A 13,972-nucleotide genomic window follows, 5' to 3' on the forward strand; every position below is an offset into this window, starting at 1 on the left:
GCCTCGCCGTGCGCGCGGACCCCGCCCGCGGCGGCCGGATAGGCAGGGATGCGGTAGTCGTGCGGGGCGGCTGCGGGGGCCGGGGCCCCATAGCGCGCGGCGGCGGAAACGGGGGACGCGGTCTGCTCCGGGGTGCGGCTGGGGGCGGCTGCGGGCCGCGTGGCAGCTTTCGCCGCCTTGTGGCCGGTGCCAGGGCCCGGGCCGTCGGTCGCCGGGGCCGTAGGGGTGCTCGTCGCCGCTGCCGGGGCCGTGACGGTGCTCGCGGTGCCCGTACCCGTGGCCGCTGCCTGGGCCTTACCCGTACGCGTGCTCGTGGCCGCTGCCAGCGCCTCCGCCAGGCCGCCGATTTCCACGTGGACCACCGCCACCGGCTTTGCCGGAGACGTCGCCGCCGCGTCGCGCAGGGCCGCCGCCAGGACTTCGCCGTCACCCGATTCCGTGACGCCGTTCTCGCCCACCCACGGGATCGCCGTCACCACGACGGCGTCACACGCATCGCCGTTCAGCGCTTCGGCGAGCGCCGCCCGGAAGTCCGCCGGGGTGGCCGTCGTGGTGAGGTCGCGCGGCGGCAGCGGGCGCAGGCCCTCCGCGAGGCAGGCGTCGTAGGTGAGGAGGCCGAGGGACTCGGAGTTGCCGAGGATCGCCACCCGTGGCCCGGTCGGCAGCGGCTGGCCCGCCAGCAGCAGGCCCGCGTCGACGAGTTCGGTGACCGTGTCGACGCGGATCACGCCCGCCTGGCGCAGCAGCGCCCCGACCGTGGCGTCCGGGATCCGGGTCACCGGCACCGCGTGCCCGGGCGGCTCGCTGCCGCTGTGGCGGGCGCCCTTGACCACGACGACGGGCTTCACCGCGGCCGTACGCCGCGCGAGGCGGGTGAACTTGCGCGGGTTGCCGATCGATTCGAGGTACAGCAGGACGACATCGGTGTCCGGGTCCTCGTACCAGTACTGCAGAAAGTCATTGCCGGACACGTCCGCGCGGTTGCCCGACGAGATGAAGGAGGACAGGCCCGCGCCACGCCGGTGCAGGCCCGCCAGCAGGGCGATGCCGATCGCGCCGGACTGGGTGAACAGGCCGATGCGGCCGGGCGCCGGGGCCTCGGGCGCGAGGGAGGCATTGAGGCGGACGGCGTCCGACGTACTGATGATGCCGAAGGAGTTCGGGCCGATGATGCGCATGCCGTACGAGCGGGCCTGCCGCACCAGTTCGCGCTGCCGCTCCCGCCCGGGCGCGCCGCTCTCGGCGTATCCGGCGGTGAGGACGACCAGACCCTGGACGCCGTGCTCTCCGCAGTCGGCGACCGCTTCCGGCACCCGTTCGGCGGGAACGGCGACGACCGCGAGGTCGACCGGCTCCCCGATCTCACCGACGGAGCGGAAGGCGGGAACGCCGTCCACCTCCCGCTGCCCGTCGGGAAAGGCGCGGTTCACCGCGTACGTACGACCGGTGTACCCGGCGTCGAGGAGGTTGCGCAGCACGGTGCGGCCCACACCGCCCGGCGCGCGGCCGGTGCCGATGACGGCGACCGACCCGGGCGCGAGGAGGCGCTGCACGGAGCGGGCCTCCGCCCGCTGCTCGCGGCCGCGCTGCACGGCGAGGGACTCGGCGGTCGGCTCCAGGTCGAGGGTCAGATGGACGGAGCCGTCCTCGAAGCTGCGCTTCTGGGTGTAGCCGGCGTCCCGGAACACCTTGATCATCTTGTTGTTGGCCGGCAGCACCTCGGCGGCGAAGCGCCGGATCCCGCGCTCGCGGGCGACCTCGGCGATGTGCTCGAGCAGCGCGGACGCGACCCCGCGCCCCTGGTGGGCGTCCTGCACGAGGAAGGCGACCTCGGCCTCGTCGGCGGGGGCACTCGCGGGGCGGCCTTGCGAGTTGATCCGGTCGTAGCGGACAGTCGCGATGAACTCGCCACCGACCGTGACCGCGAGACCCACTCGGTCCACATAGTCGTGGTGGGTGAAGCGGTGGACGTCCTTGGCGGAGAGCCGTGGGTAGGGCGCGAAGAAGCGGTAGTACTTCGACTCGTCCGAGACCTGTTCGTAGAAGCTGACCAGGCGCTCGGCATCCTCGGTGGTGATGGGCCTGATGCGCGCGGTGCCGCCGTCGCGCAGCACCACGTCTGCTTCCCAGTGATCGGGGTAGGCGTGGTCCGGCTCGGTCTGCATGCCAGAAAGCGTAAGGCTCACCCACCGGTAGCGGCGGCCATTGGCCGCGGGCAGTCTGGGGAGGTCCGATCGGCGGCCGCTCCCGGCCGAACGCCGGTGCGAGCACGCAGCAACGCATGAGAGACTGGTCTAGACAACCGCTAAGACTTGAAGGGCAACACCATGGCTGAGCGTCGCGTCAATGTCGGCTGGGCCGAGGGCCTTCACGCCCGCCCCGCTTCCATCTTCGTCCGTGCCGCCACGGCCGCCGGCGTCCCGGTGACGATCGCCAAGGCCGACGGCAATCCGGTCAATGCCGCCTCCATGCTCGCGGTGCTCGGCCTGGGCGCTCAGGGCGGCGAGGAGATCGTGCTCGCTTCCGAGGCGGACGGCGCCGACGCCGCCCTGGACCGTCTGGCCAAGCTGGTCGCCGAGGGGCTCGAAGAGCTTCCCGAGACCGTCTGAAACCCGACAGTCGAATTGCTGGACGGCGGAGCCTCGACATCCCGAATTCGGGAGACCGCGGCTCCGCTTTTTTACGGCCGGCCCATGAATTCGGGCAGCATAAAATCAGCCCCACAAATATCTTCTCTTTGTATACGGTGCGGCTGTTAATTGCGGGCGCTCGCGGTGTTTACAGCAGGTTGCGAAGTCCTCACCCGCTCGAGACGGCGCAGCCGGTGCGCGGCCGTGGCCCGCTCGGCGTGCAGGGCGGTCAGCGCCCGCGCCCGTTCCACATCGCCGCGCGCCACCGCGTCCACGATCGCGCCGTGCTCGCCCCAGGACTCGATGGGTTTGGCGGGCTGGTCGACGGCGTACATCCAGGTGATCTTGTGCCGCAACTGGGTGAGCAGGGCGGTCAGGCCGGGACTGCCGGAGGCCTGGGCGAGCGTCTCGTGGAACCAGCTGCCCAGCGAGCGCAGATCCTCGCCCTGGCCGCGGCGGGCCCGCTCCTGGCCCAGCCTTACGAGACCGCGCAGGACTTTGAGGTGCGCCTCCGTACGGCGCTGGGCGGCCCGGGCCGCGCCCAGCGGCTCCAGCAGCATCCGGACCTCCAGCAGGTCGGCCGCCTCCTGCTCGGTGGGCTCGGCGACGCAGGCGCCGGCGTGGCGGCGGGTGGTGACGAAGCCCTCGGACTCCAGCGTGCGCAGGGCCTCGCGCACGGGGACCCGGGAGACGCCGTAGCGGCGCGCCAGCTGCTCCTCCGTGAGCCGGCTGCCGCGCTCGAATACACCGGAGACGATGTCGTCGCGGATCGCCGTGCATACCGAGTGCGCGGGAATGCGCATGACCGAACCTCCGCTTTAATCCGCGCGAAACGCAGCCGATTGACGCCTGTTCGGTGACTCTATTGCAGTGGACCGGATTTTCCGATGGCCCCTGTAAATTCTTGGATACCTTTTGGCCAGAGGGCCGAACGCCGAAGGCCCCGGCGGCGGCCGGGGCCTTCGTTCACCGGAGGGGTGTCGCTCAGACGCCGACGCCGTGCGCGCGCAGGTACGCGACCGGGTTGATGTCGGAGCCGTACTCGGGGCTGGTGCGGACCTCGAAGTGGAGATGCGGCCCGGTGGAGTTGCCGGTCGAGCCGGAGAGGCCTATCTGCTGGCCCGGGGTGACCCGCTGGCCGACCGAGACGCCGATGGACGAGAGGTGGCCGTACTGCGTGTACGAACCGTCCTTCATCTTGATCACGATGTTGTTGCCGTACGCGCCGGCCCAGCCGGCCTCGACGACGGTGCCCGCGCCGACGGCCACGACCGCGCTGCCGGACGCGGCACGGAAGTCGACGCCGGAGTGGCTGCCGGAGGACCAGAGCGAGCCGCCGGCCTTGTAGCCGGTGGTGACGTACGAGCCGGCGACGGGGAGCCGGAAGGAGTTGAGGCGCTTGCGCTCGGCCTCGCGGGCGGCGCGCTCCTTGGCCTCGCGAGCCTCCTTGGCGCGGGCCTCGGCCTTGCGCTTGGCCTCGGCCTCCGCCTTCGCCTTGGCGGCGGCCTGGGCGGCCTCCCGCTTCTGGGCGGCGGCCTGGTCGGCGATCTGGTCGGCCAGCGAGTCGGCGGCCACGATCTGGGTCAGGCCGGTGTCCTCGAATGCGGAGGCACTCGTGTCGGCAGCGAGCGCCGGGGAAGCGAGGGTTCCGATGACGCCGGTCGTGGCAAGGGCCGCGACGCCCGCCATGCTCGCGCTCTTGCGCGTCAGGCGGCTCGGGGCACGGTGCTTCCCGGTGGCACGGGTGAACGCCATGAAGTGGCTGATCCTTTCCTTCCTTCTCGCCTACCGGGTTAGCTGACGGGTTCGGAGCAGGAAGGTCTCCTACGGGCTCCTCCGCACGGGTGCGAAGGCGTCCGATTCACCCCAGGGACTGATTGGGTCCCCGGCTCCCCAGGCTCGCGCCATACGGGGACTCGGCGATGGCTGCCCGATGCCGCGGGTGCGGCGGGCTTCTGGCGGACAGCCGGACCGACGCTAGGCGGGGCATCTTTCATTCACCAAACAGACAGGCCGTTTTGTAGTGCATGCCACAGGGCAGACAGGCATCCTCTCCATCAAACCGGGCATAAGACAGAACCCCGGCGTCGCTTTGGAGGCCGGGGTTCTGCTTGTCTGCTTAGAGTTGTTTGCCAGGTATGACCGATCGTCTTGCGGTCAATCAGCCCGTGACAACGGTCACTTCACCGATGCCCAGTGCCCTGACCGGCTCCTCGATCTGCGAGGCGTCGCCGACGAGCACCGTGACAAGCCGGTCCACCGGGAAGGCGTTTACGGCCGCGGCCGTCGCCTCCACGGTGCCGGTCTCGGCCAGCCGTACATACAACTGCGCCTGGTAGTCGTCCGGGAGGGACTGCTCGACCTGGTCGGCAAGCGTGGCCGCGACGGACGCCGCCGTCTCGAACTTCAGCGGGGCGACACCCACCAGGTTCTGCACGGCTACATCCCGCTCGGCGTCAGTGAGCCCCTCGGCCCCGAGCGTGCGCAGCACCTTCCAGAGGTCCTCCAGCGCCGGTCCGGTGTTGGGGGTGTCCACCGAGCCGCTGATGGCGAGCATCGCGGCGCCCGACCCGTCGGGGGCGGACCACAGTACCTGACCGAAAGCCCGTACGCCGTAGGTGTAGCCCTTCTCCTCGCGCAGCACGCGGTCCAGGCGGGAGGTGAGGGTGCCGCCCAGGCAGTACGCGCCGAGCACCTGCGCGGGCCACACGCGGTCGTGCCGGTCCGCCCCGATGCGGCCGATCAGCAACTGCGTCTGCACGGCGCCCGGCCGGTCCACGATGACCACGCGGCCCGTGTCGTCAGCCGTGATCGGCGGTACGGGACGGGGCGCGGCGCTGTCTCCCTTCCAGGTGCCGAGGGTGTCGGCCAGCACGGCGTCCAGGTCGACCCCGGTGAGGTCGCCGACGATCACCGCGGTGGCCGTGGCGGGCCGCACATGCGCCTCGTAGAAGCCCCGCACGGCCGCGGAGTCGATCCGGACCACGGTCTCCTCCGTGCCCTGACGGGGACGCGACATGCGCAGGGAGGCCGGGAAGAGCTGCTTGGAGAGCTCCTTGGCGGCACGGCGGGCAGGATTGGCCGTCTCGTGCGGGATCTCGTCGAGACGGTTGCGTACAAGCCGCTCCACCTCGCTGTCGGCGAAGGCGGGTGCGCGCAGCGCCTCGGCGAGCAGGCCGAGCGCCTTCGGCAGCCGGGAGACCGGCACCTCCAGGGAGACGCGGACGCCGGGGTGGTCGGCATGCGAGTCGAGCGTGGCTCCGCAGCGCTCCAGCTCGGCCGCGAACTCCTCCGCGGAGTGCTTGTCGGTGCCCTCCGACAGGGCGCGCGCCATGATCGTGGCGACGCCGTCGAGGCCGTCCGGCTCGGCGTCCAGCGGCGCGTCGAGGCAGATCTCGACGGCAACCACCTGCTGGCCGGGACGGTGGCAGCGCAGCACCGTGAGCCCGTTGTCCAGCGTGCCGCGCTCGGGGGCGGGGAACGCCCAGGGCCGGGCCTGACCCGCGGCCGGCTGCGGGTGGAACTGCATGGTCACGGCAGCGTCGCTCACTGGTCGGTCCCCTCGTGCTCGTCGGTCTCGTCGCTGTCGTCGCCCTCGCCGTCGCCGTCGCCGGCCGAGATGGGCTCGTAGACCAGCACTGCCCTGTTGTCCGGGCGCAGCCGGGCCTTGGCGACCGCCTGCACCTCCTCGGCGGTGACGTCCAGCACCCGCTGCACGGCAGTCAGCGCCAGCTGCGGGTCGCCGAACAGCACCGCGTACCGGCACAGTTCGTCTGCGCGGCCCGCTACCGTACCCAGCCGGTCCAGCCACTCGCGCTCCAGCTGCGCCTGCGCGCGCTCCATCTCCTCGGGCGTGGGGCCCTCCGCGGCGAACCGCGCGAGCTCCTCGTCGACCGCGGCCTCGATCTGCGGGACCTCGACGCCTCCGGACGTCTTCACGTCCAGCCAGCCGAGCGAGGGCGCGCCGGCCAGCCGCAGCAGGCCGAAGCCGGCCGCGACAGCCGTCTGGTCACGGCGGACCAGACGGTTGTGCAGCCGGGACGACTCGCCACCGCCGAGGACGGTCAGCGCCAGATCGGCGGCGTCGCACTCGCGCGTGCCGTCGTGCGGCAGCCGGTAGGCGGCCATCAGCGCCCGCGCCGGCACCTCCTCGACGACCTCCTCGCGCAGCTGCCGGCCGATGGTCTCCGGGAGCGAGCCGTCGCGCGGCGGCTGCTTGCCGTCGTGGGACGGGATGGTGCCGAAGTACTTCTCGACCCAGGCGAGCGTCTGCTCCGGGTCGATGTCGCCGACGACCGACAGCACGGCGTTGCTCGGCGCGTAGTACGTACGGAAGAAGGCGCGGGCGTCCTCGAGGGTCGCCGCGTCCAGGTCGGCCATCGAGCCGATCGGCGTGTGGTGGTAGGGGTGGCCCTCGGGGTAGGCGAGGGCGGTCAGCTTCTCGAAAGCCGTGCCGTACGGAACGTTGTCGTACCGCTGGCGGCGCTCGTTCTTGACGACGTCGCGCTGGTTCTCCATCGACTCGTCGTCGAGCGCGGCAAGCAGCGAGCCCATCCGGTCGGCTTCCAGCCAGAGCGCCAGCTCCAGCTGGTGTGTGGGCATCGTCTCGAAATAGTTGGTGCGCTCGAAGCTGGTGGTGCCGTTCAGCGAGCCACCGGCGCCCTGCACCAGCTCGAAGTGGCCGTTCCCCTTCACCTGGCCCGAGCCCTGGAACATCAGGTGCTCGAAGAGGTGGGCGAGGCCGGTACGGCCCTTGACCTCGTGGCGTGAGCCGACGTCGTACCAGAGGCAGACAGCGGCGACCGGGGTCAGGTGGTCCTCGGAGAGCACCACGCGCAGGCCGTTGGCCAGCCGGTGCTCAGTCGCTGTCAGGCCGCCGGAACCGGCCTGCGCTGTGGCCGTGTGACCCATGGGCATGTACGTCCCTTCGATCGCGATATGGAGAAGTCCTGCCACTGTATGCAAGCGCGCTGACACCTGGCGAAGTTCCCGGGTCGCGGTCAGCGTTGTCAGTGGGACGGTCCACAATGGTCGGCGTCAGTTCCAGACCTGGTACGCGAAGGAGCAGCAGCCGCGATGGCCCGCCGCAGCACGAAGACCCCGCCGCCGGACGATTTCGAGGAGAGGATCCTCGACATTGACGTGGTGGACGAAATGCAGGGCTCCTTCCTCGAGTACGCGTACTCGGTGATCTACTCCCGGGCCCTGCCGGACGCACGTGACGGCATGAAGCCGGTGCACCGCCGGATCGTCTACCAGATGAACGAGATGGGCCTGCGCCCCGACCGGGGCTATGTGAAGTGCGCCCGTGTCGTCGGCGAGGTCATGGGTAAGTTGCACCCGCACGGCGACGCGTCGATCTACGACGCCCTGGTGCGGATGGCGCAGCCGTTCTCGATGCGCCTGCCGCTGGTGGACGGGCACGGCAACTTCGGCTCGCTCGGCAATGACGACCCGCCGGCCGCCATGCGGTACACCGAGTGCCGGATGGCCGACGCGACGTCACTGATGACCGAGTCGATCGACGAGGACACCGTCGACTTCCAGTCGAATTACGACGGCCAGGAGCGCGAGCCCGTCACTCTCCCCGCCGCCTACCCGAATCTGCTGGTCAACGGCGCGTCCGGGATCGCGGTCGGCATGGCGACGAACATGCCGCCGCACAATCTGGGCGAGGTCATCGCCGCCGCCCGCCATCTGATCAAGCACCCGGGCGCGGACCTCGAGACGCTGATGCGGCTCGTCCCGGGGCCCGACCTGCCGACCGGTGGCCGGATCGTGGGCCTGGCCGGCATCAAGGATGCGTACGAAACGGGGCGCGGCACTTTCAAGATCCGCGCGACGGTCTCCGTGGAGGACGTCACGGCACGCCGCAAGGGCCTGGTCGTCACCGAACTGCCCTTCACCGTCGGCCCGGAGAAGGTGATCGCCAAGATCAAGGACCTGGTCTCGTCGAAGAAACTCCAGGGCATCGCGGACGTCAAGGACCTCACCGACCGCTCGCACGGTCTGCGTCTGGTCATCGAGGTCAAGAACGGCTTCATTCCGGAGGCCGTGCTGGAGCAGCTCTACAAGCTGACGCCGATGGAGGAGTCCTTCGGCATCAACAACGTGGCGCTGGTGGACGGGCAGCCGCTCACGCTGGGGCTCAAGGAGCTGCTTGAGGTCTACCTCGACCACCGCTTCGAGGTCGTGCGCCGGCGCAGCGAGTTCCGGCGGACAAAGCGGCGCGACCGGCTGCACCTGGTCGAGGGCTTGCTCGTCGCGCTGATCGACATCGACGAGGTGATCCGCCTCATCCGGTCGAGCGAGAACTCCGCGCAGGCGAAGGAGCGGCTGATCGAGCGCTTCTCGCTCAGCGACATCCAGACCCAGTACATCCTGGACACCCCGCTGCGCCGGCTGACCAAGTTCGACCGCATCGAGCTGGAGAGCGAGCGCGACCGGCTGAACGGCGAGATCGACGAGCTGACCGGGATCCTGGAGTCGGACGCCGAGCTGCGCAAGCTGGTCTCGGGCGAACTGGCCGCGGTGGCGAAGAAGTTCGGCACCGAGCGGCGCACCGTGCTGCTGGAGTCGGCGAGCACGCCGGTCGCCGCGGTGGCGCTCGAGGTCGCGGACGACCCGTGCCGGGTGCTGATGTCCTCGACGGGTCTGCTTGCCCGTACGGCCACGGGCGAGCCGCCGGTGGACGACGGCGGCAGGCGCGCCAAGCACGATGTGATCGTCTCCGCGGTGCCCGCCACGCAGCGCGGCGACGTGGGCGCGGTGACGTCGGCCGGGCGGCTGCTGCGGATCTCGGTGATCGATCTGCCACAGCTGCCGGACACCGCTTCGACGCCCAATCTCTCGGGCGGGGCGCCGGTCTCGGAGTTCCTGTCGCTGGAGGCGGACGAGCGGGTCGTCTGCCTCACTACGCTCGACGAGTCCTCGCCGGGCCTGGCGCTCGGCACCCTGCAGGGTGTGGTCAAGCGTGTGGTGCCCGACTATCCGGCGAACAAGGACGAGTTGGAGGTCATCGCCCTCAGGGAAGGCGACCGGGTCGTCGGCGGTGCCGAGCTGCGTACGGGCGAGGAGGACCTGGTCTTCATCACCTCCGACGCGCAGCTGCTGCGCTACCCGGCCGCGCAGGTGCGGCCGCAGGGCCGGGCGGCGGGCGGCATGACCGGCATCAAGCTGGCGGACGGCGCCGAAGTGATCTCGTTCACGGCGGTGGACCCGGCCGGGGACGCGGTGGTGTTCACGGTCGCCGGCTCGCACGGCACTCTGGACGACTCGGCGATGACGGCGAAGCTGACGCCCTTCGACCAGTACCCCCGCAAGGGGCGGGCCACGGGCGGGGTGCGCTGCCAGCGGTTCCTCAAGGGCGAGGACGTGCTCGTACTGGCCTGGGCGGGCGCGGCTCCGGCGCGGGCTGCGCAGAAGAACGGCGCACCGGCCGAGCTGCCGGAGACCGACCCGCGCCGCGACGGTTCGGGCACACCGTTGACGTCGGCGGTGGCGGTGCTGGCGGGGCCGGCGAGCTAGTGTCATGCGCCCGAAATCTTGCTGGTTAGTTCTGCTTGGTCTTCTGGTGGTCCGTCCCGACCTTGGCTTGCGGACCCCCAGGAGGATGGAGCGATCGCACGTAGCGCAGAAAGGCCAGGAACTCGGTCCTGCCCTTCTTCACATTGATGTGCCCATAGAGCCTGTTGGTGGAGAGGTCGTAGGCGGCAAGGAAGTGACGCACCCCGTGGGGGCGCTTGTAGGTGGCCCGCCGACGGCGCCTCGGACCTGATCGTCGGGCTCCTTGCTCGTCTCACGGTGTCCGCGAGGGCCTCGGTCAGGTGCCGACGTAGGCCGCGAGGTGCTCGCCGGTGAGGGTGGAGCGGGCGGCGACGAGGTCGGCGGGTGTGCCCTCGAAGACGATCCGGCCGCCGTCGTGGCCGGCGCCGGGGCCGAGGTCGATGATCCAGTCGGCGTGCGCCATGACCGCCTGGTGGTGCTCGATGACGATGACCGACTTGCCGGAGTCGACGAGCCGGTCGAGCAGGCCGAGCAGCTGCTCGACGTCGGCGAGGTGGAGTCCGGTGGTCGGCTCGTCGAGGACGTAGACACCGCCCTTCTCGGCCATATGGGTGGCCAGCTTGAGCCGCTGCCGCTCGCCGCCGGACAGCGTGGTGAGCGGCTGGCCGAGGCTGAGGTAGCCGAGCCCGACGTCGGCGAGCCGGCCGAGGATGGCGTGCGCGGCCGGCGTGCGCGCCTCGCCGGCGCCGAAGAACTCCTCGGCCTCGGTCACCGACATCGCGAGTACCTCGCTGATGTCGCGGCCGCCGAGGTGGTAGTCCAGCACCGATGCCTGGAACCGCTTCCCCTCGCACTCCTCGCAGGTGGTGGCGACGCCGGCCATCATCGCCAGGTCGGTGTAGATGACGCCGGCGCCGTTGCAGTTGGGGCAGGCGCCCTCGGAGTTGGCGCTGAACAGCGCCGGCTTCACGCCGTTGGCCTTCGCGAACGCCTTGCGGATCGGGTCGAGCAGTCCGGTGTACGTCGCCGGGTTACTCCGTCGCGAGCCGCGGATCGCGCCCTGGTCGACCGACACCACACCCGCGCCTGCGGGGATCGACCCGTGCACGAGCGAGCTCTTGCCGGAGCCCGCCACGCCGGTGACCACGCAGAGCACCCCGAGCGGGATGTCGACGTCGACGTCGCGCAGGTTGTGCGCCGTGGCGCCGCGGATCTCCAGCGTGCCGGTGGACGTCCGCACCGTCGCCTTGAGGGCGGCCCGGTCGTCGAAATGGCGGCCAGTGATGGTGCCGCCGGCCCGCAGCCCCTCGACGGTGCCCTCGAAGCAGACGGTGCCGCCCGCCGTACCGGCGCCGGGGCCGAGGTCGACGACGTGGTCGGCGATCGCGATCGCCTCCGGCTTGTGCTCGACGACGAGCACCGTGTTGCCCTTGTCCCGCAGCCGCAGCAGCAGGTCGTTCATCCGCTGAATGTCGTGGGGATGCAGGCCGATGGTGGGCTCGTCGAAGACGTAGGTGGTGTCGGTGAGCGAGGAGCCGAGGTGGCGGATCATCTTGACGCGCTGCGCCTCGCCGCCCGACAGCGTGCCCGACGGCCGGTCGAGCGAGAGGTAGCCGAGCCCGATCTCCACGAACGAGTCGAGGCTGTGCAGCAGCGCGGCGAGCAGCGGCGCCACCGACGGCTCGTCGAGACCGCGGACCCATTCGGCCAGGTCGCTGATCTGCATCGCGCAGGCGTCGGCGATGTTGATCTTGCCGATCCGCGACGACCGGGCCGCCTCGCTGAGCCGGGTGCCACCGCACTCGGGGCAGGAGGTGAAGGTGACCGCCCGGTCCACGAACGCCCGGATGTGCGGCTGCATCGCCTCCCGATCCTTGGAGAGGAACGACTTCTGGATCTTGGGGATCAGCCCCTCGTAGGTGAGGTTCACGCCCTCGACCTTCACCTTGGTCGGCTCCCGGTAGAGGAAGTCCTGCATCTCCTTCTTGGTGTACTTGCGGATCGGCTTGTCCGGGTCGAGGAAGCCCGACTCGGCGTAGGTCCGCACGGTCCACCAACTGTCCGACTTCCAGCCGGGGATGGTGAACGCGCCCTCGGCGATCGACTTGGAGTCGTCGTAGAGCTGGGTGAGGTCGATGTCGGAGACCGTGCCCCGGCCTTCGCAGCGCGTACACATGCCGCCGGTGCGGGTGAAGGTCTGTTTCACGGTCTTGCTGCCGGCGCCGCGTTCGACCGTGATCGCACCGCTCGCCCGGACCGAGGCGACGTTGAAGGAGAACGCGTTGGGCGAGCCGATGTGCGGCTGCCCGAGCCGGCTGAAGAGGATGCGCAGCATCGCGTTGGCATCGGTGGCGGTGCCGACCGTGGAGCGGGGGTCGGCACCCAACCGCTGCTGGTCGACGATGATCGCGGTCGTCAGCCCTTCGAGTACATCGACCTCCGGCCGCGCCAGCGTCGGCATGAAGCCCTGCACGAAGGCGCTGTAGGTCTCGTTGATCAGCCGCTGCGACTCCGCGGCGATCGTGCCGAACACCAGCGAGCTCTTGCCCGAGCCGGAGACGCCGGTGAACACCGTCAGCCGGCGCTTCGGGATCTCGACACTGACGTCCTTGAGGTTGTTCACGCGCGCGCCGTGCACGCGGATCAGATCGTGGCTGTCGGCAACGTGCAGCGCAGGCGACTGCGTGTCCGTCCTCTTGGCCGTGCTCATCGTGTCTCCATCTGTTAGCGGGGCCGCCTTCGCGGTCTCCGTCGGCGTCGCCTGGCTCGATCCGACCAGCTTCGAGCAGTACGTCTGGTTCTCCTTCGCTTCGGCCCGTGGAGCCTCTGGGCCCCGGCCACGCGGCGCGCCCGGCCGAGGCGTCAGACCAACCAGCGGCCGTCGCGCATCAGCTCGCGGTCGGGCATCTCGTTCACCTCGCGCCAAGCCTGGATGCGGCGCGGGGAGATGCGCAACCAGCGGTACGGCGTGGCCGGCCCACGCGGGTCGAAGCCGGTGCGCGCGACGAACCGGTCACCCCGCTGCTGCGGCAGCGCGTCGACCTCGAGGACCTCGACTTCGCCCTCGATCATGGACACGTCGCGGGTGTGGCCCAGTAGGACTCGTCGGTCTGCGGCGGTACGCCGACCAGGGCGGCGTACAACTCCTTGGCCGTCGCCAGGTCGGAAACGGGATGCAGCACGGTCTTGATTCCCTGGGTGGAAGGGCCGGTCACTGTCACTCCTGAAGTCGAGGGTCTGGTCGGGATTGTCTGGCTTGAAGACGAACGGGAAGTCCGGAAATCGACAGCCCGATCGCCCCGGATGGCGATTTCGCCGTTGGCCGTTTCGTCTTAACCGGGCCCAGCCCGCAAGAGAAGGAGGACCACCGGGACCTCCGGTCGCGGACGCGGCGCAGCCGCGCGAGGTCGCTCAGGCGCTGCGCCGCGGCGGGTCTGCTGGTCACCTGCGAGATCGTGCCACGTCGCGCCGGGGTTGCCGGCGTCCAGCCCCACTCCGCGTCCGCTCTGGCCCGGTCTGCTCCGCTTACGTCCTCGACCTGCTCAGGCCCTGAGGTATCCGCCACTCCCGCACTCCGCCAGCTGGCTCAACCGCATCGAGGCCCAGTTCACCGCGCTGCGCCACTTCTGTCTCGACGGCACGGACCACGAGAGCCACGAGGCCCAGGCCTTCTTGATCCGGCGCTACATCGCCTGGCGCAACCGGCACGCGCAGGATCGAATGCTGCGTGAGGTGGTCAAGCGCGCCAACGTTGCCTGCCGCGGGCACTAGGAGCGTGGGTCGGTAACGAGCAAGCGGCTTCGTTGCTGTGACCGGCGGATCGGTTGCGGCGGCCC

11 protein-coding genes, 1 pseudogene and 1 riboswitch are annotated in these 13,972 nt (G+C 70.5%); of the genes and pseudogenes, 3 read left to right on the plus strand and 9 right to left on the minus strand.

Annotated elements, in window-relative coordinates:
• Positions 1 to 2,165 (minus strand): GNAT family N-acetyltransferase (locus ACWDO5_RS32625; RefSeq protein ID WP_450534155.1); only part of this gene is annotated, 2,165 nt, incomplete at its 3' end.
• A 162-nt stretch (positions 2,166 to 2,327) separates the two neighbouring features.
• Here ACWDO5_RS32625 and ACWDO5_RS32630 point away from each other — a divergent pair.
• Positions 2,328 to 2,609, plus strand: coding sequence for an HPr family phosphocarrier protein (locus ACWDO5_RS32630; RefSeq protein WP_398991003.1), 282 nt, complete (start codon positions 2,328 to 2,330; stop codon positions 2,607 to 2,609).
• A 146-nt stretch (positions 2,610 to 2,755) separates the two neighbouring features.
• On the opposite strand, the gene ACWDO5_RS32635 is transcribed toward ACWDO5_RS32630, so the two are convergent.
• The 4 genes from ACWDO5_RS32635 to ACWDO5_RS32650 form a co-directional block, all read right to left on the minus strand.
• A complete protein-coding gene (locus tag ACWDO5_RS32635) occupies positions 2,756 to 3,433 on the minus strand; it encodes a GntR family transcriptional regulator (RefSeq protein WP_450534157.1) in 678 nt (225 codons plus the stop codon).
• Between the two features lie 181 nt (positions 3,434 to 3,614).
• Complete coding sequence (locus ACWDO5_RS32640; protein WP_450534158.1) at positions 3,615 to 4,385, minus strand: M23 family metallopeptidase; 771 nt, start codon at positions 4,383 to 4,385, stop codon at positions 3,615 to 3,617.
• A 13-nt stretch (positions 4,386 to 4,398) separates the two neighbouring features.
• A riboswitch (cyclic di-AMP (ydaO/yuaA leader) is annotated at positions 4,399 to 4,562 on the minus strand.
• A 229-nt stretch (positions 4,563 to 4,791) separates the two neighbouring features.
• A complete protein-coding gene (locus tag ACWDO5_RS32645; RefSeq protein WP_450534170.1) occupies positions 4,792 to 6,159 on the minus strand; it encodes a M16 family metallopeptidase in 1,368 nt (455 codons plus the stop codon).
• 17 nt (positions 6,160 to 6,176) lie between these two features.
• Positions 6,177 to 7,547: a M16 family metallopeptidase gene (locus tag ACWDO5_RS32650; protein WP_450534160.1), complete on the minus strand. Its 1,371-nt coding sequence runs from the start codon at positions 7,545 to 7,547 to the stop codon at positions 6,177 to 6,179.
• 159 nt (positions 7,548 to 7,706) lie between these two features.
• Here ACWDO5_RS32650 and ACWDO5_RS32655 point away from each other — a divergent pair, with 159 nt between their 5' ends.
• Positions 7,707 to 10,157, plus strand: a complete 2,451-nt coding sequence (locus ACWDO5_RS32655; RefSeq protein WP_450534162.1) for a DNA gyrase/topoisomerase IV subunit A — start codon at positions 7,707 to 7,709, stop codon at positions 10,155 to 10,157.
• 25 nt (positions 10,158 to 10,182) lie between these two features.
• Here the strand turns inward: ACWDO5_RS32655 and ACWDO5_RS32660 are convergent, their stop codons facing one another.
• The 4 genes from ACWDO5_RS32660 to ACWDO5_RS32675 form a co-directional block, all read right to left on the minus strand.
• A complete protein-coding gene (locus ACWDO5_RS32660) occupies positions 10,183 to 10,359 on the minus strand; it encodes a hypothetical protein (RefSeq protein ID WP_450534164.1) in 177 nt (58 codons plus the stop codon).
• Between the two features lie 93 nt (positions 10,360 to 10,452).
• Positions 10,453 to 12,846 carry an ATP-binding cassette domain-containing protein gene (locus ACWDO5_RS32665; RefSeq protein WP_450534166.1) on the minus strand — a complete coding sequence of 798 codons (2,394 nt, stop codon included), beginning with the start codon at positions 12,844 to 12,846 and terminating at the stop codon, positions 10,453 to 10,455.
• Between the two features lie 152 nt (positions 12,847 to 12,998).
• Positions 12,999 to 13,214, minus strand: coding sequence for a hypothetical protein (locus tag ACWDO5_RS32670; protein WP_450534167.1), 216 nt, complete (start codon positions 13,212 to 13,214; stop codon positions 12,999 to 13,001).
• The gene (locus ACWDO5_RS32675; RefSeq protein WP_450534169.1) at positions 13,205 to 13,351 is read right to left on the minus strand and encodes a hypothetical protein; all 147 of its coding nucleotides are present in this window, start codon (positions 13,349 to 13,351) and stop codon (positions 13,205 to 13,207) included. The genes ACWDO5_RS32670 and ACWDO5_RS32675 overlap by 10 nt, the downstream gene beginning before the upstream one ends.
• A 352-nt stretch (positions 13,352 to 13,703) precedes the next feature.
• Here ACWDO5_RS32675 and ACWDO5_RS32680 point away from each other — a divergent pair.
• Positions 13,704 to 13,907 (plus strand): annotated as a pseudogene (locus ACWDO5_RS32680) (transposase); the annotation flags it as partial.
• Positions 13,908 to 13,972: the final 65 nt, after the last annotated feature.

The organism is Streptomyces sp. NPDC000880 (genome assembly GCF_053599675.1).